The 22738-nt window shown below is 43.4% G+C and carries 33 protein-coding genes; 2 read left to right on the top strand and 31 right to left on the bottom strand.

The genetic code is table 11. The features are described from left to right. Positions 1–30: 30 nt before the first annotated feature. Entirely contained in the window at positions 31–783 is a 753-nt protein-coding gene (gene pdaB, locus A361_RS00955; RefSeq protein WP_009336623.1) for a polysaccharide deacetylase family sporulation protein PdaB, read from the top strand. A gap of 111 nt (positions 784–894) precedes the next feature. On the opposite strand, the gene A361_RS00950 is transcribed toward pdaB, so the two are convergent. Then, positions 895–1527: a KinB-signaling pathway activation protein gene (locus tag A361_RS00950; RefSeq protein WP_019382795.1), complete on the bottom strand. Its 633-nt coding sequence runs from the start codon at positions 1525–1527 to the stop codon at positions 895–897. 147 nt (positions 1528–1674) lie between these two features. Between A361_RS00950 and gerD the strand changes: the two genes are divergently transcribed. Next, positions 1675–2316, top strand: a complete 642-nt coding sequence (gene gerD, locus A361_RS00945; RefSeq protein ID WP_019382794.1) for a spore germination lipoprotein GerD — start codon at positions 1675–1677, stop codon at positions 2314–2316. Between the two features lie 50 nt (positions 2317–2366). On the opposite strand, the gene A361_RS00940 is transcribed toward gerD, so the two are convergent. The 30 genes from A361_RS00940 to rplE form a co-directional block, all read right to left on the bottom strand. After that, positions 2367–3425, bottom strand: a complete 1059-nt coding sequence (locus A361_RS00940; protein WP_019382793.1) for an Mrp/NBP35 family ATP-binding protein — start codon at positions 3423–3425, stop codon at positions 2367–2369. Positions 3426–3563: 138 nt separating this feature from the next. Next, complete coding sequence (gene cwlD, locus A361_RS00935; protein ID WP_026041792.1) at positions 3564–4286, bottom strand: N-acetylmuramoyl-L-alanine amidase CwlD; 723 nt, start codon at positions 4284–4286, stop codon at positions 3564–3566. A gap of 100 nt (positions 4287–4386) precedes the next feature. Further along, the gene (locus tag A361_RS00930; RefSeq protein ID WP_019382791.1) at positions 4387–4830 is read right to left on the bottom strand and encodes a YbaK family protein; all 444 of its coding nucleotides are present in this window, start codon (positions 4828–4830) and stop codon (positions 4387–4389) included. A 227-nt stretch (positions 4831–5057) separates the two neighbouring features. After that, entirely contained in the window at positions 5058–6326 is a 1269-nt protein-coding gene (locus A361_RS00925) for a glutamate-5-semialdehyde dehydrogenase (RefSeq protein ID WP_019382789.1), read from the bottom strand. An 18-nt stretch (positions 6327–6344) separates the two neighbouring features. Beyond that, a complete protein-coding gene (gene proB, locus A361_RS00920; RefSeq protein ID WP_009336616.1) occupies positions 6345–7463 on the bottom strand; it encodes a glutamate 5-kinase in 1119 nt (372 codons plus the stop codon). A 36-nt stretch (positions 7464–7499) separates the two neighbouring features. Further along, on the bottom strand, positions 7500–8342 hold the full coding sequence (gene proC, locus A361_RS00915) for a pyrroline-5-carboxylate reductase (RefSeq protein ID WP_019382788.1): 843 nt from the start codon (positions 8340–8342) through the stop codon (positions 7500–7502). 361 nt (positions 8343–8703) lie between these two features. After that, on the bottom strand, positions 8704–9096 hold the full coding sequence (rpsI, locus tag A361_RS00910) for a 30S ribosomal protein S9 (protein ID WP_009336614.1): 393 nt from the start codon (positions 9094–9096) through the stop codon (positions 8704–8706). 20 nt (positions 9097–9116) lie between these two features. After that, entirely contained in the window at positions 9117–9554 is a 438-nt protein-coding gene (gene rplM, locus A361_RS00905; RefSeq protein ID WP_009336613.1) for a 50S ribosomal protein L13, read from the bottom strand. A 234-nt stretch (positions 9555–9788) separates the two neighbouring features. Further along, entirely contained in the window at positions 9789–10526 is a 738-nt protein-coding gene (gene truA / locus A361_RS00900; RefSeq protein ID WP_019382786.1) for a tRNA pseudouridine(38-40) synthase TruA, read from the bottom strand. Between the two features lie 12 nt (positions 10527–10538). Then, entirely contained in the window at positions 10539–11336 is a 798-nt protein-coding gene (locus A361_RS00895; protein WP_009336611.1) for an energy-coupling factor transporter transmembrane component T family protein, read from the bottom strand. After that, positions 11333–12202: an energy-coupling factor ABC transporter ATP-binding protein gene (locus A361_RS00890; protein WP_019382785.1), complete on the bottom strand. Its 870-nt coding sequence runs from the start codon at positions 12200–12202 to the stop codon at positions 11333–11335. Before A361_RS00890 ends, A361_RS00895 begins: the two co-directional genes overlap by 4 nt. Then, positions 12178–13017 carry an energy-coupling factor ABC transporter ATP-binding protein gene (locus A361_RS00885; protein ID WP_019382784.1) on the bottom strand — a complete coding sequence of 280 codons (840 nt, stop codon included), beginning with the start codon at positions 13015–13017 and terminating at the stop codon, positions 12178–12180. The genes A361_RS00890 and A361_RS00885 overlap by 25 nt, the downstream gene beginning before the upstream one ends. Positions 13018–13597: 580 nt before the next feature. After that, on the bottom strand, positions 13598–13960 hold the full coding sequence (gene rplQ, locus A361_RS00880) for a 50S ribosomal protein L17 (RefSeq protein WP_009336608.1): 363 nt from the start codon (positions 13958–13960) through the stop codon (positions 13598–13600). Positions 13961–14039: 79 nt separating this feature from the next. After that, on the bottom strand, positions 14040–14984 hold the full coding sequence (locus tag A361_RS00875) for a DNA-directed RNA polymerase subunit alpha (RefSeq protein ID WP_009336607.1): 945 nt from the start codon (positions 14982–14984) through the stop codon (positions 14040–14042). Positions 14985–15157: 173 nt separating this feature from the next. Then, a complete protein-coding gene (rpsK, locus tag A361_RS00870) occupies positions 15158–15547 on the bottom strand; it encodes a 30S ribosomal protein S11 (RefSeq protein WP_009336606.1) in 390 nt (129 codons plus the stop codon). Positions 15548–15568: 21 nt separating this feature from the next. Further along, complete coding sequence (rpsM, locus tag A361_RS00865) at positions 15569–15934, bottom strand: 30S ribosomal protein S13 (RefSeq protein WP_009336605.1); 366 nt, start codon at positions 15932–15934, stop codon at positions 15569–15571. A gap of 23 nt (positions 15935–15957) precedes the next feature. Next, on the bottom strand, positions 15958–16071 hold the full coding sequence (rpmJ, locus tag A361_RS00860; protein ID WP_000868344.1) for a 50S ribosomal protein L36: 114 nt from the start codon (positions 16069–16071) through the stop codon (positions 15958–15960). Positions 16072–16106: 35 nt separating this feature from the next. After that, positions 16107–16325 (bottom strand): translation initiation factor IF-1, encoded by a 219-nt coding sequence (gene infA, locus A361_RS00855; RefSeq protein WP_009336604.1) that lies wholly within the window; start codon positions 16323–16325, stop codon positions 16107–16109. After that, positions 16303–16638 carry a KOW domain-containing RNA-binding protein gene (locus tag A361_RS00850; protein ID WP_009336603.1) on the bottom strand — a complete coding sequence of 112 codons (336 nt, stop codon included), beginning with the start codon at positions 16636–16638 and terminating at the stop codon, positions 16303–16305. The genes infA and A361_RS00850 overlap by 23 nt, the downstream gene beginning before the upstream one ends. A gap of 16 nt (positions 16639–16654) precedes the next feature. Next, complete coding sequence (gene map / locus A361_RS00845) at positions 16655–17401, bottom strand: type I methionyl aminopeptidase (protein WP_019382783.1); 747 nt, start codon at positions 17399–17401, stop codon at positions 16655–16657. Continuing rightward, positions 17398–18048 (bottom strand): adenylate kinase, encoded by a 651-nt coding sequence (locus tag A361_RS00840; RefSeq protein ID WP_009336601.1) that lies wholly within the window; start codon positions 18046–18048, stop codon positions 17398–17400. The genes map and A361_RS00840 overlap by 4 nt, the downstream gene beginning before the upstream one ends. Before the next feature lie 59 nt (positions 18049–18107). Then, entirely contained in the window at positions 18108–19403 is a 1296-nt protein-coding gene (secY, locus tag A361_RS00835; protein WP_009336600.1) for a preprotein translocase subunit SecY, read from the bottom strand. Beyond that, on the bottom strand, positions 19403–19843 hold the full coding sequence (rplO, locus tag A361_RS00830) for a 50S ribosomal protein L15 (RefSeq protein WP_009336599.1): 441 nt from the start codon (positions 19841–19843) through the stop codon (positions 19403–19405). The genes secY and rplO overlap by 1 nt, the downstream gene beginning before the upstream one ends. A 32-nt stretch (positions 19844–19875) precedes the next feature. Continuing rightward, positions 19876–20058 carry a 50S ribosomal protein L30 gene (rpmD, locus tag A361_RS00825; RefSeq protein WP_009336598.1) on the bottom strand — a complete coding sequence of 61 codons (183 nt, stop codon included), beginning with the start codon at positions 20056–20058 and terminating at the stop codon, positions 19876–19878. Positions 20059–20071: 13 nt separating this feature from the next. Then, positions 20072–20572 carry a 30S ribosomal protein S5 gene (gene rpsE, locus A361_RS00820; RefSeq protein ID WP_009336597.1) on the bottom strand — a complete coding sequence of 167 codons (501 nt, stop codon included), beginning with the start codon at positions 20570–20572 and terminating at the stop codon, positions 20072–20074. 24 nt (positions 20573–20596) lie between these two features. Further along, positions 20597–20959, bottom strand: coding sequence for a 50S ribosomal protein L18 (rplR, locus tag A361_RS00815; protein WP_009336596.1), 363 nt, complete (start codon positions 20957–20959; stop codon positions 20597–20599). A 32-nt stretch (positions 20960–20991) separates the two neighbouring features. Then, positions 20992–21528: a 50S ribosomal protein L6 gene (gene rplF, locus A361_RS00810; RefSeq protein ID WP_009336595.1), complete on the bottom strand. Its 537-nt coding sequence runs from the start codon at positions 21526–21528 to the stop codon at positions 20992–20994. Positions 21529–21559: 31 nt separating this feature from the next. Beyond that, on the bottom strand, positions 21560–21958 hold the full coding sequence (rpsH, locus tag A361_RS00805) for a 30S ribosomal protein S8 (RefSeq protein ID WP_009336594.1): 399 nt from the start codon (positions 21956–21958) through the stop codon (positions 21560–21562). A 29-nt stretch (positions 21959–21987) separates the two neighbouring features. After that, positions 21988–22173, bottom strand: a complete 186-nt coding sequence (rpsN, locus tag A361_RS00800; RefSeq protein WP_009336593.1) for a 30S ribosomal protein S14 — start codon at positions 22171–22173, stop codon at positions 21988–21990. Between the two features lie 25 nt (positions 22174–22198). Continuing rightward, a complete protein-coding gene (rplE, locus tag A361_RS00795) occupies positions 22199–22738 on the bottom strand; it encodes a 50S ribosomal protein L5 (RefSeq protein ID WP_009336592.1) in 540 nt (179 codons plus the stop codon).

Here is a 22738-nt window from a genome sequence, read left to right as displayed (position 1 = left end):
TTAGGAAGGTATCGGACGAGGTGAATTGTTATGAACTTTTTTTATGTATTGAATGGTAAGTCTTTAAAACAAGTTTCGCTGGTTGTCATTGCAGCATTTTTCACAGCTTGGTTCCTCTATATGCAGAGCATTGTCCATTTGCCTGCTTTTTCAGCCAAAGACGGGCCTAAAGCGATATACAAAGGGGAAAAGGATTTAGCCCTCACATTTAATATTGGATGGGGGGATGTAAAAGCAGAACCCATACTGGATATTCTCAAAGAAGAGAATGTTAAAGCGGCGACCTTTTTTCTGGCTGGTTCCTGGGCCGAACGACATCCGGATTTAGTTTCAAGAATCGTCAAAGAAGGTTACGAAATTGGGATTCTGGGCTATGGCTATGAAGATTATACAGAGCTAGAAGAAGACAAGATCAGAAGAGACCTCGCAAAAGCACAGGAAGCATTTAGAAAGCTGAATATTAAAGACATTAAGCTTGTGCGCGCCCCAACTGGACATTTTGACCAGAAAACGTTAAAGGTCGCTGAAAGAATGGGCTACACTGTTGTCCATTGGAGTGTTGATTCAAAGGATTGGACCAATCCGGGTGCAGAGAGGATTGCAGAAAATGTATCAAAAGCTAAAAAAGGAGACATTGTACTTCTGCATGCGTCCGATTCTGCAAAACAAACAGCCAAAGCCCTTCCGCTCATTTTAAATGATGTAAAAGCCAAGGGACTCAAATTCGTTTCCGTTTCTGAAATGATTGCTAATGCTGAGACGAAGACAAGTGAAATAAAATAGATAAACGAAGCGCCTTGCCCACCCCCGATAAGCACAAGACGAGAGGGCAGGATGCTTGCGCCAGACAGTTATCGACATTCAAAATTCTATACTTAAAACAAAAGCCATCCATTATTTGGATGGCTTTTGAGCTAGATTGCTTCTTTGTTTTTGAGAATCCTCATTTAATTTATGAAGGATAAGCAGCTGGTAGGTGTTGCAGACTAGTAATGGGAACAGCATTAAATATAACCAGCTTTCCTCATTTACCCTTAAGACCGGCACCCACTCAATTGCGGTTACAACCACCATAAAAAATACTGCAGGAATAAATGCATGCTGATTGGTCTGCTTTGCTTTAATTGCAGCAACCACAAGTGCGACTATAAGAAGAAAAGCCGCTACGCCAATATACGGAAGCATGCTGTCTCCCCCTCCCGCAAAAGCCTTATAGCGGAAGTAAACCAAGTCAAACAAAGCAAATAAAATCAGGACAATCTGAATAGGATTCCACAATCCTTTAAAAATCCCCAACCCGAAGCGGTGTACCGTCAAATATGCAAAGAAGCCCATTTGGCTAATGATGCTGAAGATTAATCCTACACCTATAAGCCAGAAGAATACCGACAGAATCTCAAGGAAATCGAAGTCAGTAAAAATAGGCGCAAATTCATCCCAGCGCACAATAAATCCGACAACTCCAGTAGTTAATCCTCCAACTAAAAGAGTTGATATAAAAAGCTTTACCCAATTACGGCTAGTCAATTTATTTTTCCCCCATAATAAATAAATTCATTCTTTATGATTGTACCAACCAAAGTTTGAAAAATCTAGGCATTGTATTTCCAGCGCATAATATTTGCTGAATTTCTTCATTCTAAAGGTAAGGACACCTCTGAAAGGAGCTTCATCATGATAAAAAAATTCCGTTTGCTCCTTCCATTAGCGCTAGTGTTTTTCATATCAGGCTGCGGCCAAGGTGAAACGGGCAACGGCCAAATGGATTATGAGCAGACTAAAAAAATGGTTGTAGATATATTAAAGACCGATGAAGGAAAAAAGGCGCTCGAAGAATTGATGGCTGATGAAAAAATGCAGCAAAAGATGGTCATGGACCAAAAGGTAGTAGCCGATACAATTGAAAAAACCTTAACCTCTGATAAAGGTACAGAGTTTTGGAAGAAGTCCTTTGATGATCCAAAGTTTGCCGAAAGCATGGCAAAAAGTATGCAGAAAGAAAATGAACAGCTATTAAAAGATCTAATGAAAGACCCTGAATATCGGGGAATGATGATAGAAGTACTTAAAGATCCCGAACTCGAAAAAGAAGTTACGGATGTCCTTAAAAGCAAGGAATATCGGGAGCATATACAGAAAGTAATGACCGAGACATTTGAAAGCCCGCTTTTTAAAGCAAAAATTCAGGACATCCTTCTGAAAGCAGCAGAGGAAACGAAAAGCGGTCAGCAAGGCGGTGAAGAAAGCGGCGGTGAAGGCGGCGGCCAGGGTGCAGACCAAGGCGGCGGCGGTGAAGGCCAGGGAGGCGGAGCATAACTCCACCTTTAAAAAGAAAACCTCTTCCAATTCGGAAGAGGTTTCTTTCATTACTTGCTTTCAATTGATTGGATAACTTTGCGGGCGATATCTGTATAAATCTGTCCGAGCTTATGTTCTTCATCATAAATGGACGGTGCGAAGTCTTCTTCATTCCAATCAGGCTGCTGAAGAGGCAGCTGGCCCAGCACTTCTGTCCACAGTTCCTCAGCAAGCTTTTCACCGCCGCCTTGACCAAATACGTGCTCTCTTTCACCAGTCAATTGGCTCTCGAAATAGGCCATGTTCTCAATAACACCCAGGATTTCATGCTCAGTACGAAGTGCCATAGCACCCGCCCTCGCAGCGACAAACGCAGCTGTAGGATGCGGAGTTGTCACAACGATTTCCTTGCAGGAAGGGAGCATTGTGTGCACATCCAGGGCCACATCTCCTGTTCCCGGCGGCAAATCAAGAAGAAGGTAATCCAATTCGCCCCATTCTACTTCATTGAAGAAGCTGTTCAGCATTTTGCCAAGCATTGGGCCTCTCCAGATAATTGGTGCATTATCTTCTACAAAGAATCCCATTGAAATCACCTTTACTCCAAAGCGCTCAACCGGCAGAATCCTTTCTCCTCTGACTACGGGGCGCTTTGTAATGCCCATCATATCCGGTACGCTGAATCCATAAATATCGGCATCGATCAGACCGACCTTTTTTCCTAAACGGGCCAGGGATACTGCCAGGTTTACAGATACGGTGGATTTGCCGACTCCGCCTTTTCCGCTGGCAATCGCAATAAACTCAGTTTTATTTCCAGAAGAAAGCAGGCCTTTGTCTTCTTCAGCCGCTGCCTCTCTATATTGTGAAAGCACTTCATCCGGAAGCTCGCTGAAGCGTATGCCAACGGTTTCCGCTCCTGCCTCTTTTAGAAGATTGACGATTTGAGTCTGAAGCTGAAGCTGTTCAGCTGTACCTGTCTTGGCAATTTGAATCTTGACGCTGACATGGTTCTTTTCTTCCTTGATTTTAATTTCTTCAATGGCGTTAAGTTCGCCCAATGTTCTATGTATAAATGGTTCCTTTAAGCCGTTTAAAGCTTCTTTGACTTTCTGTTCAGTTAACATACATTGCACCCGCCTTCTGAATTCGTTTCCAATTTAGTATAACATATTGAATATTCTATACTGTTAATTCTATCACACCAGGGATACATTCACTATTTCCCTGCATCTAAAAAGAAAAGGCACTTTTTAAGCGCCTTTTCATTCCCATGTTTCGGTCAGTTCTTTTTCATTGGTATAGTAGCGCATGATTCCATTGTAAATGGAGGCAGCAATTTTATCCTGATATTCATCAGTTTTCAGATTGGCCCGTTCCCCCGGATTTGATAAGAACCCAACTTCTACTAGGACACCTGGCTTTTTGGCGTATTTTAAAATAAAAACATTGTTTAAAGGCTTCGAATTCCGCTTGGTATTCTCCAGGTTGCGGCGGAGTTCGTCCTGTATGAACTTTGCCGCTTTGGCATTTTCCTTAATCGCCGGTGCATAGAATGTCTGCGCTCCGCTCCATCTGGGGGAAGGAATTGAATTTAAATGAATGCTGACATAAAAATCAGAATTAGAAGTATTGATCATTTCAAGCCGTTTCTTCAGGTCTTCTACTTTCCTCCGGCTGTAACCCCTGGTTCCCTCTGGTGCAAGGTCTCTGTCTTCCTCCCTCGTCATCAGCACAAGCGCTCCCTGCTCCTGAAGGTAATCCCTTACTTTTAATGATACATCCAATGCGATATCCTTCTCGAGTGCACCTTCATCGCCTGCCCCGCCATCCGGACCGCCATGGCCTGGATCAAGCAAGATAATCTTTCCTGTTAAAGGCAGATTCCACGATTCCCAGGAATCATCATCCGTAAAGTCATATTGCAAAATTAGAAAAAGGGCGATAAGCCCGATCGCAAACCCGCCTATTTTTAATTTTTTCTTCATATGTCCCAATCAGTCCCCCCTGCTTATCCTCATTTCAATATATGGGACAAGATGGAGATCTAGAACTTTGATCAGGACACCCCTTTTTACATTGTACTTTTCAGTGGAGACGCAATTTATGCCTTCTCTCCCCTTTATTGAATCCTTCCGACCACCAGCTGCTTACATATTGCTCACACATATAATAAAGGGATTCGCTCATTACCGCTTCCGAACCATGACCCCAATAAAGGAAAAAGTTATATAGTGTGTCCACTAAATGCTTATACTCTTTTTCACATCTATAGCGGACCTGATCCAGCGATTCGCCATAGAGCCCAAAACGGCTGTAGTTGGCCCCCAGCAAATAGGCTTCAATCGCAACATCATAGCATGCCTCCTCAATTCCGGCATTCATCATCAGACCGGAGACAAATCTGGAAGAACCAAAAAATTGCTGTACCTTCTCTTTTAAAGCTTTTATCGAAATTTCCCGAAGGACGGATTTTTCATATTTGATCTGCTTTTCTCTTTTTTTCTCTTTAAACGTTGTTATGACAGTCACTGCTTTCTCACCCCTTGAAGATAGTCTTTATCTGCAGAGGGAGAGAAATGCAAAAAGCAGCCGCGAATCGGCTGCCAATTTTTTATCAGAAAAGCGAAAGGAGCCCGCTTAAAGGAACCCCGATTAAAATCGCCTCTTCCTATAGTCAGACAGTTATCTAATACAGGAATAAATTCTTATTTTTTACGCAAAGCACCAGCCGGAGCTGATGCTTTTAAAAACGCTTTTTATCGGATCTGTCCATTTCCGGACATAAGATATTTTCGGGTTGTTAATGCCGGCAGTCCCATTGGGCCTCTCGCATGGAGCTTCTGTGTGGATATGCCGATTTCAGCACCGAAGCCAAGAGCACCACCATCCGTGAATCTGGTCGAGGCATTATGGTACAATGCTGCAGCATCTGTCAGCTGCATGAATCTTTTGGCTGTTTCACCATTTTCCGTAATGATCGCCTCAGAATGCTTTGTTCCATATCGGTCAATATGATCAATGGCCTGTTCAAGGCTATCAACGGTTTTTACCGCCAAATCCAGGCTTAAATATTCATTTGCCCAATCGCTCTCGCCCGCTGGCACAACATTAGGCAAAGCTTTTGCCGCAGCCTTATCTCCATGTACTGTTATACCGTGCTTTTTCAGAGCTTCTGCAAGCAAATCTTTATGCTGGTTAAGCCATGCTTCATGTACAATCAGCGTTTCTGCTGCGTTGCAGACAGCCGGACGGTCTGTTTTGGCATTAACCAGGATATTGATTGCTTTTTCAGGATTCGCTTCCTTATCTACATAGATATGGCAGTTTCCCACCCCTGTTTCAAGAACAGGCACTGTTGCATTCTCAACCACTGCCTTAATAAGGGATGCGCCGCCTCTTGGAATTAAGACATCAATATGCTCTTTCATTGTAAACAGCTGCATTGCCGCTTCTCTGTCTGCTGTGGCAATAAATTGAACAGCCTCTTTAGGTATTTTCGTTTTTTCAAGAGCACCATGAATGATCTCCACTATAGCCTGATTCGAATTAAGGGCTGATGATCCGCCTTTTAGGACAATGGCATTTCCTGACTTTAAAGCCAGACCTGCTGCATCTGCTGTTACATTGGGTCTTGCTTCATAAATCATGCCGATGACACCCAGCGGAACCCGGACCTCTTCAACCTTCAGCCCATTATCCAAAGTCCATCCAGACATGACGTCTCCAACCGGATCGGGAAGTTCAGCTACCTGGCGAAGGCCAGCTGCAAATTCAAAAACCCGCTCTTTAGTCAATGACAGCCGGTCCATATATGCCTCTTCAAATCCATTTTCCTTGCCGTTTTTTAAATCGGCCATATTGGCTGCAAGAATTGATTCATATCCAGTCTCCAAATCATCTGCAACTGTATGGAGTGCTTCGTTCTTTTCTTCCGTTGTTAAAATACTTAATGTTTTGGCAGCCTTCCTGGCTTTTTTCGCCTGTTCTTCTACATTATTTGTCTTTACTGCTGATGCAGTAGTCATTGAATCCCTCCTATTAGTTTAAACAAGTGCCGGCAGCTTAAAGTCGCGGGAACATACAAACGTTTCTTGAGCAATGGCCGGTTCCAGCTCTTCATCTGCTGTATGGTCATTTAACTGTTCGTTTGAATAATTAATGCGGCCGAGGCCGATTTCTTTTCCCTCTTCATCCAGAATGCGGACAACTGCGCCATTTTTAAATCGCCCTTTTACTTCCTGAATATCAGAGAGATAAAGGTTTTCCTGATGATCCACAATCGCCTCTATCCCATGAGAGCTGATGGTCACCTTGCCTTCAGGGCCTGAGTGAAATGCAATCCACTGTTTCTGGTTATCCAGATTGAATGCATCCGGTTCCGGCTTGAAGTAGGTTCCTTTCGCCCTGCCTTCCACAGCTTCCATTAAGATATTTTCCGTACCTGCTTTTCCTAAAAAAGAATCAATTCCCGCAGCCATGGCAATTTTCACTGCCTGGATTTTTGACTTCATGCCGCCTGTTCCTACAGCACTTCCAGATCCTCCTGCAGCAGCTTCAATTTCAGGTGTAATGCTGTGAACCCTCTCCAGAAGACTTGCACCAGGATTGTCATTGGGGTTGCAGTCATAGAGGCCGTCAACGTCTGATAAAATAATCAATAAATCAGCATCGATCAGACCTGCCACTTTTGCCGCCAGGGTATCATTGTCCCCGAATCGCAAACGGTCGACTGTAACCGTGTCATTTTCATTTATAATCGGGATGATTCCGCGCTCCAGCAGCACATTCATGGTGTTATGCATGTTGCCATAACGCTTTTCATCGGAGAAATCGCTTCTGGTAATTAAGATTTGTGAAGCGACATACCCGTGAGATAAAAAGAGTTCTGAGTAAGATTCCATTAATAAGCCCTGGCCAATTGAAGCAGCAGCCTGTTTTTCCGGAAGGGAAGAAGGACGGTTAAGGCAGCCGAGCTTCCGGTAGCCTGCAGCTACAGCACCTGATGACACGACAGCTGTTTCATAGCCAGCATCCTTCAGCTCGACAATTTGCTCTGCAAATTTTTCAAGCTTTCTGCGGCTGATCTCCCCATGCATGCTTGTTAGTGAGCTGCTTCCGATCTTAATAACAACTCTTTTTATCTGCTTTTCTTTACTCAACATCCAATACCTCCTGTGAACTTATAAATCCCATTTCCCTTAGGAAGTGACAAGGGCGCCTTCCAATTCTTCGCTGATCTCCTTTGAACGTTTGGCGGCATGCTCCACTGCCTGTGTGATAGCTTCTCCTCCATTGTATCTCCTTAAAGCTTCGAGCCCTGAAGCAGTTGTGCCATTTGGCGAGGTCACTTTCTCTCTAAGAGAAGTTGGAGCTTCATCCTTTTCAAGCACCATCTTAGCTGCTCCAAAAATCGTCTGGGCGACAATTTTTCGTACAGTCTCTTCATCCATGCCTTTTTGCACCCCTACCCGCTCCATATTTTCCATCAGATAATAGAAGTAAGCAGGACCGCTTCCGGCTAATCCCGTAAAAACATCCATCTGGTCTTCATCAATGATATACACTTCCCCCATGCATTCCAGCAATTCCTTAACCAATTCTACATTGGCCATGCTGGTATTCTTGCCTGCCACGACAGCCGTCGCAGATTCCTGAATCATGCTCGAAGTATTTGGCATCACACGCACAACCTGCTGTCCCGGATTTAAATGGTCTTCCATGAACTCAGTTGTAATGCCTGCCAAAACAGAAAGAATTACCTGGCCGGGATTTAATTTATCTTTAATCGAACGCAGAGCTTCCTCTGCACCTTTTGGTTTCATGGCTAAAATGAATAAATCAATCTCCTCAAATGGAAGCTCGCTTTGGGGCATCGCACTCACACCGTACTTATCATGAATCTCTTCCAGTCTGTCTGCATTGCTCCTATTCGTTACAAATACTCGATCGGGTGATATTTCCCCAGCTGTCATCACTCCCGAGATCATTGATTCAGCCATTGACCCTGCTCCTAAAAAAGCAATTGTTTTATTGGCTAACATGGACATCCTCCTTTAAATGAACAAACTGTTCGTATAACCGTTCGTATTTTATCAACGTTATCTATCGTAACATGCTTAAATACATATTCAAGGGTATTAGGGAAAGACGGGAGGATATGGGCGAGATAGTGAATGAAAACGCTAACATATGCTGCCTAAGATTCGCTGAGGCTCCCTCAGCGTGAATAATCCCCTCTCAGGCCCATATTTGCAAAAATATATTTTCCCATTTCTTAAAAGTGCACAAACACAAAGCCTGGCCAACTGGCTGAGCTGTGCCGAATAAAAAAGCTGCAAATAAATAAAATAAGAAATAAAAAAACTCCCAGCCAAAATGGCTGAGAGCTTTGATAAGCAAATATTAACGCTTTGAGAACTGAGGAGCACGACGAGCACCTTTAAGACCGTATTTCTTACGCTCTTTCATACGTGCGTCACGAGTTAATAGTCCTGCGCGCTTTAATGTTGGACGGAATTCTGGATCTGCTTGAAGCAATGCACGAGCGATGCCGTGGCGGATTGCGCCAGCTTGACCAGTGTATCCACCGCCGTTTACATTTACAAGAATGTCGTAGCTGTTAACAGTTTCAGTAGCTACAAGCGGCTGTTTTACAACTTCACGTAAAGCTGCAAAAGGAATGTAATCTGTGATTTCACGACCATTGATGATGATTTTACCGTCGCCTGGAACTAAACGAACACGTGCAACGGAGCTCTTACGACGACCAGTACCAATATATTGAACCTGTGCCAAGTTAATAACCTCCCTAAAAATTATCCACGAAGTTCGTAAACTTCAGGTTGTTGTGCTTGGTGCTTATGTTCGCTACCAGCATATACGTGTAATTTCTTGAACATTTGACGACCAAGAGAGTTCTTTGGAAGCATGCCTTTGATTGCAAGCTCAAGCATTCTCTCAGGGTAGTTTGTACGCATTTCAAGAGCAGTTCTTGTTTTTAGACCGCCTGGGTGCATGCTGTGACGATAGTAGATCTTGTCAGTAAGCTTTTTCCCAGTAAGTTCGATTTTTGAAGCATTGATAAGAATTACATGATCACCAGTATCAACATGTGGTGTATAAGTTGGTTTATGTTTACCACGTAGAATTGATGCAACTTCACTAGCAAGACGACCAAGAGTTTTGCCTTCAGCATCAATCACGTACCATTTACGTTCGATATTGTTTGAATTCGCCATAAACGTTGTACGCATCAGTTTCCCTCCTAATAATTCCATTCATAATCATTTTTTTGGTTTATCTATTCGACACAATAAGTTCCGGGGCTTATCGTGGTTTTAATAATAATACCATATGCTATAATATAACTTTGACAGTCCAATGTCAAGCGAATGTTACACCTGGTTTAGTTGTTTTAAACTCTTTTTTTATATGAGTTTGGCTTTACAACGCGCCCTCGCGGTTCTTCAATTGTTTTTTCCAAAATTTTAATAAAAAACTTTCCACAAATATAAACCTTGAGGAGGCGCTGTTTTCCCTGCAGCTGATCTGTTTTTTTCTTTAAGAACAGAAGGCATGGAATCGGGGTCTCTTTCCCCTGAGCCAACTTCAAGTAGTGTGCCGGCCAGGATGCGGACCATATTATATAAGAATCCGGTGCCTCTAAAGCGGAAGATGAGCATATCCTCTTTTTCCTGCACCTCTATCTCCTGTAGTTCCCTGACCTTATCCTCCACTTCCGTCTTAGCGGAGCAGAAGCTTGTAAAATCATGTGTCCCTATTAAATCCGCAGCCGCTTGTTTGATTGCATCCGTATTTAAGGGATAGGGGTAATGATAGGCATAATGTCGTTTAAAAGGGTCTCTCCTGGATGAGCGATGCACGAAGTACCGATATTCCTTCCCTTTCGCATCAAAACGGACATGAAAGTCATCAGGCACTGTCTCAGCCCCCACTATGGCCACCTCATCCGGCAGCAGGGAATTAAGGGCGATTTCCCATTTTCCAATAGGAATATTCAAAGGGGAATCGAAATGGATCACCTGGCCCCTTGCATGGACACCCGCATCGGTTCTGCCTGAGGCTGTGACCTTGATGTCTTCTCCTTTATGAAGCTTCTTTAAGGCCCTCTCCAGCTCTCCTTGAACAGTCCGCTTGCCAGGCTGCACCTGATAGCCTGCAAAATGGGTGCCGTCATACGTTATATTACATTTAAATCTTTGCATAGGGTCACCTCATTACGTCCTCAGCAGGATTAACACCAGAGTCAGGGCTGCAAGCATTGCCAGCATAGCCGTATCCTTAAGACCCCAGTTAAGCTGCCTGTATTTCGTTCTGCCTTCCCCGCCTCTATAGCCGCGTGACTCCATCGCTACAGCAAGCTCCTCAGCCCGTTTGAACGAACTGACAAACAAAGGGATTAAGAGAGGAATAATGGCTTTGATACGTTCTTTAATCGGGCCGCTTGAAAAGTCGACTCCCCTGGCTGTCTGAGCTTTCATGATTTTATCCGTTTCCTGCATAAGTGTCGGGATAAAGCGAAGAGAAATCGACATCATTAATGCCAGTTCATGCACCGGAAACTTGATTTTATTCAATGGAGCCAGCAGGCTTTCCAGACCATCCGTTATTTCAATCGGAGTCGTTGTCAAAGTCAGAATGGAAGTCATCAGAATGAGCAGGAAGAAGCGCAATGATATGAAAATCCCCTGTCTCAAACCTTCTTCATAGATTGTAATCCATCCAAAACGGAAGAGGACTTCACCCTCTTTTGTCAAAAACAAGTGGAGGAATAATGTAAAAATAACAAGCAGAAGGACCGGCTTTAACCCTGTATAGATAAACCGGATCGGAACCTTCGATAAAGCAATCATCAAAAAGGTGTAAACCGTCAGTAAGCCGTATGTCAGCATATTATTTGCCAGGAAGACAATGCACACGAATAAGAAAATAAGGACTAGCTTAGAACGGGGATCCATCCTGTGCAGGACAGACTCTGCCGGAACATAGCGCCCAAAGATCATTTTATCCATCATTTTGGCGTCCCCCTTTTCATCGCAGCAGCAATCTCATCCGTCAGCTCATCCATGGTCAGACATGTCTTAGAGAAACGGATGTTAAGTGATTCTTCCATTTTCAGCTGAAAACGGACAACCTCCGGAACATCGAGGCCAAGCTTAAGCAAGCCTTCCGGAGAAGAAAAGATTTCTTTAGGCGTTCCCTTTCTGTACACTTCACCGTTGTGCATGATGACAATCTGATCAGCATAGCGGGAGGCGTCCTCCATGCTATGTGTCACGAGCACTGTCGATAGCCCTCTTGTACCATGCAGGCTGTAGAACATATCCATGATTTCTTTTCTGCCCCGCGGGTCAAGCCCTGCAGTAGGCTCATCCAGGACAATGACATCAGGCTCCATTGCCAGTACTCCGGCTATCGCCACCCGTCTCATTTGGCCGCCTGACAGGTCAAATGGGGACTTGTGTAAAATTTCCTCCGGCAGGCCAACCTGGCTTATGGCTGCTCTTGCTCTTTTTTTGGCTTCCTCTTCTGACACTCCGAAGTTCATCGGACCAAAGCATATATCTTTCTCGACCGTTTCCTCAAACAGCTGATGCTCAGGAAATTGAAACACGATGCCGACCCTTTGGCGGATTTCCTTCAGGTTTTTTTGTTTCTTATGCGAGGTGATCAGACGCTCTCCAATCACTACCTGGCCTTCTGTCGGTTTAAGCAGGGCATTTAAATGCTGGAGGACAGTCGATTTGCCTGATCCCGTATGACCGATAATTGCCAGAAACGTGCCTGATGGAATATCAATGGAAACATCCTTTATCGCGAGGCGTTCAAATGGCGTATTGACCTGATACCGGTATTCTACATTTTGGAGTGAGATGTCCATAATTCTTCCACCAACTCTTCTTCAGATAAATAATGCCTTGATAACGGCAAGCCTTTTTCTCTTAATATCTTGCTTAGCTTCACAGGAAAAGGAATATCCAGGCCCAGCTTTACAAGCTCTTCATCCATTTGAAAGATTTCCTCAGGTGTGCCTTCCCGATATAACTGTCCTCTGTTCATAACCACGATGCGATCAGCCTTTGCAGCTTCCTCCAAATCATGTGTGATGGAAATGACTGTCATATGATAGTCCTGCTTCAGCTCTCTGACGGTTTCAAGCACCTCTTCACGCCCTCTTGGATCAAGCATGGAGGTTGACTCGTCCAGAATTATAATGTCCGGCCTTAGGGCGATGACGCCGGCAATGGCCACCCTTTGTTTCTGGCCGCCAGAAAGATGGTGCGGCTCTTGATTAAGAAATTGTTCCATTTTGACTTTCTCCAGTGATTGCGCAACACGCTGAACCATGTCATTTCTTTCAATTCCATGGTTTTCTAAACCAAAAGCCACATCATCCTGTACGGTCGTTCCGACAAACTGGTTATCCGGATTCTGAAAAACCATGCCGATCTTCTTTCTGGTTTCCCAGACGGTCTCTTCGGTCAATGGAATTCCTCCTACTGCAATACTGCCTTCCAGAGGATAATGCAGGCCATTCAGCAGTTTGGCTAGTGTTGATTTCCCGGAACCATTATGGCCAACAATAGCAAGCCATTCCCCTTTCAAGATATTGAAAGAGACATTGTGCAGCGCATATCCAGCCTCTGCATCGTATTTAAACGAAACATTTTTCAATTCTACCAGCGGCTCGTTCATGTGAAGTCCTCCTCTCAGCTCTGCTTCTCTATTTCAGCTCTGCTCCTAATGAAAAAACCCGCCATTTTTGGCGAGCTTTAAATAGTTCGATAATAGGTTATGTTACCGGATAGCAAGCGTTGAATGATACCATTCTCCCACACTTGTAATACACAAGAAAATCTGGATTTCTGCTATCTAAGCTTATTGGATGCCTATTATGCCTCCCTATTAAAAGCTCATACTGACGCAGTATGGTGGTTGGTTCTTGCTATAGTATGACTGTTCAGAGACCTCGATTTCCTTATGGTTTATGAACATACTAAATTTAAAAAAGCCTGCACCTCTTTCCGTCAGGCAGTAAACTGCCGGGCGCAAATCTTCTTTCCGGAAGAGGTGCATGAGCTAGACAAGACAGTGTACCAGGTAATGGGGAATCTATTGGTCATCCATCCCTGTATAATAGCTGTACATGCTCATCGTAACGCTCGTTTTTGGCCTGAAATAGGCGTTCCTAACATAATAAGGAAACAGCCGCTTTTATAGAAAAAGGGCAAAGAACAAGTTCAATGAAACCGTCCCGCGCCCTTTCCTTAAAAAATTATACTAACTCGATGATTACCATTGGCGCACCGTCTCCACGACGAGGTCCAAGTTTCATAATACGAGTGTATCCGCCTTGGCGCTCTTCATAACGAGTTGCGATGTCGCTGAATAATTTTTGAACTGCATCCTGGTCAGTTTCAGCGTTAGCTACCTCATTGCGAACAAAAGCAGCTGCTTGACGGCGTGCATGCAAGTCGCCGCGCTTTCCAAGAGTGATCATTTTCTCAACAACTGAACGAAGTTCTTTTGCACGAGCTTCAGTTGTTTCAATGCGCTCATTGATGATTAGATCTGTTGCTAAGTCACGCAGCATAGCTTTACGTTGTGAGCTAGTGCGTCCTAACTTTCTGTATCCCATGAAAGTTTCCCTCCTTTGTTGAAGTCATTCAATCTGCTGAAAGCCAAACATATAAAGATGATGAATCAATTTACATCAATCAATCGTCTTTGCGTAAGCCCAGTCCAAGATCTTCTAATTTATGTTTTACTTCCTCAAGTGACTTTCTGCCCAGGTTACGGACCTTCATCATATCCTCTTCAGTCTTATTGGCTAATTCCTGAACAGTATTGATGCCAGCACGCTTTAAGCAGTTGTAAGAACGTACAGATAAATCAAGTTCTTCAATTGTCATCTCAAGTACTTTCTCTTTTTGGTCTTCTTCTTTTTCAACCATGATTTCGGCATTTTGAGCTTCATCAGTTAAACCGACAAAGATATTCAAATGCTCAGTTAAGATCTTCGCTCCAAGTGCAACCGCATCTTGAGGACCTGTACTTCCGTCAGTCCAAACATCGAATGTTAACTTATCATAGTTAGTCATTTGACCCACACGTGTATTCTCTACCTGATAAGAAATGCGAGATACTGGAGTGTAGATGGAATCGATCGGAATCACACCGATTGGCTGATCTTCTCTCTTGTTTTGGTCAGCTGGTGTATACCCTCGTCCGCGTCTTGCAGTTAAACGCATGCGCAGGTGGGCATTTGAACCTAGAGTAGCAATATGAAGATCCGGATTAAGGATTTCAACATCGCTGTCATGAGTTACGTCAGCTGCCTTCACTACACCTTCACCCTGAACATCGATTTCCAATGTTTTTTCTTCATCAGAGTAGATTTTAAGTGCTAGTTTTTTAATGTTTAAAATGATAGATGTTACATCTTCTACGACGCCTTCAATTGTTGAGAACTCATGAAGTACCCCATCAATTTGGATCGATGTGACAGCGGCACCTGGGAGTGAGGATAAAAGGATACGACGTAAGGAGTTACCCAAAGTTGTACCATATCCACGCTCAAGTGGCTCGACGACGAACTTGCCGTACTTGGCATCATCGCTGATCTCAACCGTTTCGATTTTTGGTTTTTCTATTTCGATCATCAAAATATACCCTCCTTCAAAACGTCGAAACCCCGGCTAGCAATCTCTAACCGAAATTCCCCCATGTATACGTTCCCGTTTTGTGCACAACAACTGGAATAATTGTTCTGTATAACTAAAAAATTAGTATCATATCCCATTATAGACAAGGATACAAAATCTATACAGAAAAATTATACACGGCGGCGTTTTGGTGGACGACATCCGTTATGAGGAACTGGAGTTACGTCTCTGATAGCAGTAACTTCTAGACCAGCAGCTTGAAGAGCACGGATAGCAGCTTCACGTCCTGCACCAGGTCCTTTAACAGTTACTTCAAGAGATTTCATACCGTGTTCCTGAGAAGTTTTAGCTGCAGTTTCAGCTGCCATTTGCGCTGCGAATGGAGTAGATTTACGAGAACCTTTGAATCCAAGAGCTCCAGCACTTGACCAGGAAACAGCATTTCCATGAACATCAGTGATAGTTACGATTGTGTTATTGAAAGTAGAACGGATATGTGCAATACCTTGTTCAATATTCTTTTTCACACGACGCTTACGTGTATTAGTTTTACGAGCCATTTAAAGTACCTCCTTTACCGATTATTTCTTCTTGTTCGCTACAGTCTTACGAGGACCTTTGCGAGTACGAGCGTTGTTTTTTGTGTTTTGTCCGCGAACCGGTAAACCACGGCGATGACGTAGACCGCGATAGCTTCCGATCTCCATTAGACGTTTGATGTTAAGTGATACTTCACGGCGAAGGTCACCTTCAACTTTCAATTTGTCAATGATGTCACGGATTTTGTTAAGTTCATCTTCTGTAAGATCACGAACACGAGTGTCTTCAGAAACACCAGCTTCAGCCAAAACTTTTTGAGCTGTAGATTTACCAATACCAAAGATATAAGTTAATGAGATTACTACACGTTTTTCACGTGGAACATCTACACCAGCAATACGTGCCATTGTATAAGCGCACCTCCTTCAATTTAACCTTGTTTTTGTTTATGTTTAGGGTTTTCACAGATAACCATTACTTTTCCACGTCTGCGGATAACTTTACACTTTTCGCAGATTGGTTTAACTGATGGTCTTACTTTCATTATCCTAACCTCCTTAATAGTACGGAGTGCAATGATTATTTAAAACGATATGTGATTCTACCGCGTGTTAAATCATATGGAGATAGCTCAACTGTTACTTTATCTCCAGGTAAAATGCGGATGAAGTGCATACGGATCTTACCGGATACATGAGCTAGCACTGTATGACCATTTTCTAATTCTACCTTAAACATTGCATTTGGCAAAGTATCAACAACTGTGCCTTCTATTTCAATTACATCGTCTTTCGCCATTGAACGATACTCCCTTCTTCATATCATATACGAATTCATTTACATACTTTGCAAGCGCAAAGCGCAACTTTCCGTTTGTTACACGGCCGGTCTCCTCGAGACTGGTCTGAACTTCTGGAGAGATATAATTAAGCAATTGCAGATGCTGAATGTTCTTTTTCTTCGGGCAATCGAATTTCTTCCTGCCGCCGTCAGCAAGCATAACAAACCTTTCATCCATCAACCTTATAATTATAGCATATTGACCAGCATCGCGCCCGCTTTTGATCAAAACAATTTGACCAGGCTGCGGATTCGTATCAGAACCAACCAATGGAATCACCTGCACCTTAGGCTTTTGTTAATATTTCATAACCGGTTTCAGTGATCGCTATTGTGTGCTCAAAATGTGCACACCTTTTACCGTCAACCGTTACAACTGTCCAGTTATCGGTTAAGGTTTTAACATAACGACTTCCTGCATTCACCATAGGTTCAATAGCAAGTACCATACCCGGCTTTAAGCGCGGCCCTCTGTTAGGCGGTCCATAATGAGGAATTTGGGGATCCTCATGTAAGTCTTGCCCTACACCATGGCCGACATACTCGCGTACAATGGAAAAGCCATTAGATTCCGCATACGTTTGGATAGCATGGGAGATGTTCGACAAGCGCTCACCCGGTTTTGCTTCTTCAAGACCCTTATATAACGATTCCTCTGTCACATCCATCAGACGCTCGGATTCCTCATCAATTTGGCCAATAGCATAAGTCCAGGCTGAGTCACCATGATAACCGTTATATTTAGCACCGATATCAATGCTGATTATATCACCGTTATTTAAAACTCGATCACCAGGGATCCCATGAACAAGTTCATCGTTAACTGAAGCACAAATGCTGCCGCGGAAACCATTATACCCTTTAAAAGACGGGATTGCATCGTGTTTACGGATAAACTGGTCAGCAATATCATCTAATTCGCGGGTTGTGATTCCGGGTACAATATGTTTCTTCAGTTCCTGGTGTGTAAGTGCTACGATCCTGCCGGCCTCACGCATTATATCAAGTTCACACGGGGTTTTGCAAATGATCATTGTAAGCCCCCGAGCAAAGCATCAAGATCAGAAAATACTTTATTAATATCTTGCTGACCATCAATATTGCGCAGATAACCTTTCGTTTCGTAGAAATCAAGCAACGGTTTTGTTTGTTTAATATTAACGTCAAGTCTATTCTGAACAGTAGCTTCATTATCATCAGCACGCTGATACAGCTCACCGCCACAGCGATCGCACACTCCGTCCTTCGCTGGCGGATTGAATACTAAGTGATAAGTAGCTCCGCAGTCTTTACAGATGCGGCGTCCGGTAAGACGTTCCATTAGAATGCTCTGATCAACATCAATATTTATGACATAATCAATTTTCTTGTTTAAATCAGAAAGGATGTTTTCAAGGGCATCTGCTTGGGCAACCGTTCTTGGGAAGCCATCCAGCAAAAAGCCTTTTTCGCAATCATCCTTGCTTAAACGTTCACGGACAATGCCGATTGTTACTTCATCAGGAACAAGCTCGCCTTTATCCATGAATGATTTTGCTTTAAGGCCTAGGTCCGTTTCGTCTTTAATAGCCGCACGGAACATATCTCCAGTAGAGATATGAGGGATGCCGTATTTTTGGACGATCTTCTCGGCTTGTGTACCTTTTCCGGCACCAGGGAGCCCCATTAAAACTAAATTCACGTCAATTTCCCCCTAGTCTCTAAATGGTATAAGGGAACGAGACGCTCCCTACACCCAAATTATTTAATGAAACCTTTATAATGACGCTTAACCAGCTGTGCTTCAAGCTGCTTCATCGTTTCAAGTGCAACACCGACAACGATTAGCAGGCTTGTGCCTCCAATTTGCGCAGATTCAGGTAATCCAGCGATATTAATGAAGAATACCGGCAGGATAGAAATGACCGTCAGGAAGAGCGCACCGACCAATGTTAAACGATATAAGACGCGAGTCAAATATTCCTGCGTGTTATTTCCTGGACGGATGCCCGGGATATAACCGCCCTGCTTCTTCAGGTTTTCCGCAACTTGCTCCGGATTCACCTGAATGAAAGCATAGAAATAAGTAAAAGCAATGATTAATGCACTATAAATGACCATCCCGATTGGAGACGTGTAGTCAAATATTCTTTGAATCCAAAGCGTCACATCATTCTGCTCAAAGAAACCTGCAATGGTTCTTGGCGTGATGATGAAAGAAATCGCAAAGATTACTGGAATTACACCAGCTGCATTAACTTTTAACGGAAGATGAGTTGATTGTCCGCCAGCAGAATTTTTCCCTGCTGTTACGCGCTTAGCGTATTGAATAGGAATTTTTCTTAATGCCTGTTGGATAAAGATCGTTCCCACAACAATAGCGATGACTGCAACCAGGATAAGCACGACTGTCACAATGCGAAGGAATAGCTGCTCTCCAGCATTTTCAAACTGCTGAGCATAAATCTGGTTAACCGTTGAAGGAATACCAGCTGCGATACCAGCAAAGATAATGATGGAAATACCATTGCCAACGCCTTTTGATGTAATCTGCTCGCCAAGCCACATTAGAAATGCAGTTCCGGCAGTCAATACTACAGCAATCAATAGATAAGAAGTAATTCCCGGATTTTCAATCAGCATTCCGCCTGCTAGGTTATTAAACCCATAAGACATACCGAGAGCCTGGATAAAACCAAGCACGATAGTAAAGTAACGGGTAAACTGAGCTAACTTACGGCGTCCAACCTCACCCTGCTTAGACCATTCCGTAAACTTAGGAACAACATCCATCTGCAGAAGCTGCACAATGATGGATGCCGTAATGTACGGCATGATGCCCATCGCAAGGATTGAGAAGTTCAGGAGCGCCCCGCCGCCGAATGTATTCAGAACACCGAATACATTAAGTTCATCCTGGGCTTTTAATAGATCTGCATTTACGCCCGGTACAGGGATAAATGTACCGATGCGAAATACGATCAGCATTAAAAGGGTGAAAATAATCTTTCGTCTTATATCACCCACACGCATAAAATTGGAGATTGTCTGAAACATTAAATCACCTCAGTTTGACCGCCGGCAGCTTCGATAGCTTCCTTTGCAGCAGAGGAGAATTTATGAGCTTTAACTGTAAGCTTTTTCTCAACTTTGCCTTTTGCAAGAATCTTGATTCCTGCTTTTTCGTTGCTTACTACACCAGTTTCGATAAGAAGCTCAGGAGTTACTTCTGCTCCATCTTCGAAACGGTTTAAAGCATCAAGGTTCACAACCGCGTATTCTTTACGGTTGATGTTAGTGAAACCGCGCTTAGGCAAGCGTTGGAATAAAGGTGTTTGACCACCCTCGAATCCAGGACGGACACCGCCGCCAGAACGAGCGTTTTGACCTTTATGACCCTTACCAGCAGTTTTACCATTACCGGAACCGATACCACGGCCTTTGCGTTTGCGTTCTTGACGAGAACCTTCTGCAGGCTTTAATTCATGAAGTTTCATGTTGGCACCTCCTTATTTGTAGAAGAATAGAATTATTTTTCTTTTACCACAACAAGGTGAGCAACTTTGTTGATCATTCCGCGGATAGCAGGATTATCTTGATGCTCAACTGTTTGGTGCATTTTGCGTAAGCCAAGAGCCTTAACTGTTTCGCGCTGGTCTTGCGGGCGACCAATCACGCTGCGAGTGAGGGTTACTTCTAGTTTATTCGCCATTTGATATCCCTCCTTATCCTAACAGTTCTTCTACTGATTTACCACGTAATTTCGCTACGTCCTCAGCACGTTTTAATTGAGTTAAACCGTTCAAAGTGGCGCGAACCATGTTGATTGGTGTGTTAGTACCTAAAGATTTAGATAAGATATCACCAACACCAGCTAATTCTAGAACCGCACGAACTGGACCTCCGGCGATTACTCCCGTACCTTCAGAAGCAGGCTTAAGAAGGATTTCTCCAGCACCGAAGTGACCGATTACCTGGTGAGGAATTGTAGTTCCAACCATAGGTACTTCGACTAAGTTTTTCTTAGCATCTTCAATAGCTTTGCGGATTGCTTCAGGAACTTCCTGTGCTTTACCTGTACCAAAGCCAACGTGACCGTTTTTGTCACCTACTACTACAAGAGCAGAGAAACGAAAACGACGTCCACCTTTAACAACCTTTGCTACACGATTAACCGTAACTACGCGCTCTTCAAGTTCAAGTTTGTTTGGATCAATACGACGCATCTTTTTGTGTCCCTCCTTTGTCTATTAAAATTCTAAACCATTTTCACGTGCTGCATCAGCTAATGCTTTAACACGTCCATGATATAGATAGCCACCACGATCGAAAACGACAGCTTTAACGCCTTTTTCGACTGCGCGCTTTGCAACTAATTCTCCGACCTTAACTGCTGCATCAACGTTGCCAGTTGCATCAAGGTTTACTTCTTTATCTTGTGTAGAAGCACTTGCTACAGTAACTCCGTTTACATCATCAATAAGTTGAGCATAAATGTGCTTGTTTGAACGATACACATTTAAACGAGGACGAGCCGCAGTTCCAGAAAGTTTCGCACGCACACGAGCATGTCTTTTCTTACGAACTGCATTTTTATCAGCCTTCGTAATCATTTCGGTCACTCCTTTCGTTTACCTAAGCGGCATTACTTACCAGTTTTACCTTCTTTACGACGAACATATTCGCCTTCATAGCGGATACCTTTACCTTTGTAAGGCTCTGGAGGACGAACATCACGGATGTTGGCAGCCAATGCACCAACACGCTCTTTGCTAGTACCTTTAACAATGATCTTTGTGTTAGATGGCACTTCAACTTCAATACCTTCTTCAGGCTCGATTTCAACAGGATGAGAGTAACCAACGTTTAAAACAAGCTTTTTGCCTTGTTTTTGAGCACGGTAACCGACACCGATAAGCTCTAGTCCTCTTTCGAATCCTTTTGACACACCTTCAACCATGTTAGCTAGAAGTGCGCGAGTTGTTCCGTGCAATGCGCGGTGTTCTTTCGCTTCAGATGGACGGGAAACGTTGATTACGTTCTCCTCCACCTTGATTTCGATATCCTGGTTGAATGAACGGGAAAGTTCACCTTTAGGACCCTTCACAGTAACAGTGTTATTGTCGATAGTAACAGTAACACCAGATGGAATTTCGATTGGTTTTTTACCTATACGAGACATTTAATTGCACCTCCATTCATGAAAAACTCTATTACCAAACGTATGCTAATACTTCTCCGCCGACTTGTTTAGCGCGAGCTTCTTTGTCTGTAAGAACTCCTTGAGAAGTAGAAACTAGTGCGATTCCAAGACCGTTAAGTACGCGAGGTACTTCATCAGCCTTTGCGTATACACGAAGACCAGGCTTACTGATACGCTTAAGACCAGTGATAACGCGTTCGTTGTTTGAACCGTATTTTAAGAAAATGCGGATGATGCCTTGCTTGTTATCCTCGATAAGCTCAACATCACGTACAAAACCTTCACGCTTTAAGATCTCAGCAATTTCCTTCTTGATGTTAGAAGCAGGAACTTCTAATTTTTCGTGACGAACCATGTTCGCATTACGGATGCGAGTTAGCAAGTCTGCAATTGGATCTGTCATGACCATTGTTTTTACCTCCTTCCCATACTTGGGGTTTACCAGCTAGCTTTTTTCACGCCAGGAATTTGTCCTTTATATGCTAATTCACGGAAACAAATACGACAAAGCTTAAATTTACGGTATACAGAATGTGGACGTCCGCAGCGTTCGCAGCGAGTGTACTCCTGTACCTTGTGTTTAGGCGTGCGTTTTTGCTTCGCAATCATTGACTTTTTAGCCACGTTTTCGCCTCCCTCTATTTAGCGATTACTTTTGGAATGGCATTCCAAATTGAGTTAAAAGTTCACGAGCTTCTTCATCAGTGTTAGCTGTAGTTACGATAACGATATCCATACCACGAACTTTGCTTACTTTATCGTAATCAATCTCAGGGAAGATCAACTGTTCTTTGACACCTAGAGTATAGTTACCACGGCCGTCAAATGACTTCTTAGAGATACCGCGGAAGTCACGTACACGTGGAAGAGATACAGATACTAACTTATCAAAGAACTCATACATGCGCTCTCCACGAAGAGTAACTTTCGCACCGATTGGCATACCTTCACGAAGACGGAAGCCAGCGATAGATTTCTTAGCGCGAGTGATAACCGGCTTTTGACCAGTAATCAATGTTAATTCCTCAACAGCTTTATCTAGTGCTTTAGCGTTTTGAACAGCGTCACCAACACCCATGTTGATAACGATTTTTTCAAGCTTAGGTGCTTGCATAACTGATTTATAGTTAAACTTGCTCATTAGAGCAGGAGTAATTTCTTTTGAATGCTTTTCTTTTAGGCGGTTCAT

The sequence above is a fragment of the Cytobacillus oceanisediminis 2691 genome, from assembly GCF_000294775.2.
Taxonomy (GTDB): Bacteria; Bacillota; Bacilli; order Bacillales; family Cytobacillaceae; genus Cytobacillus; species Cytobacillus pseudoceanisediminis.
This window is presented reverse-complemented; position numbering and strand designations above follow the sequence as displayed.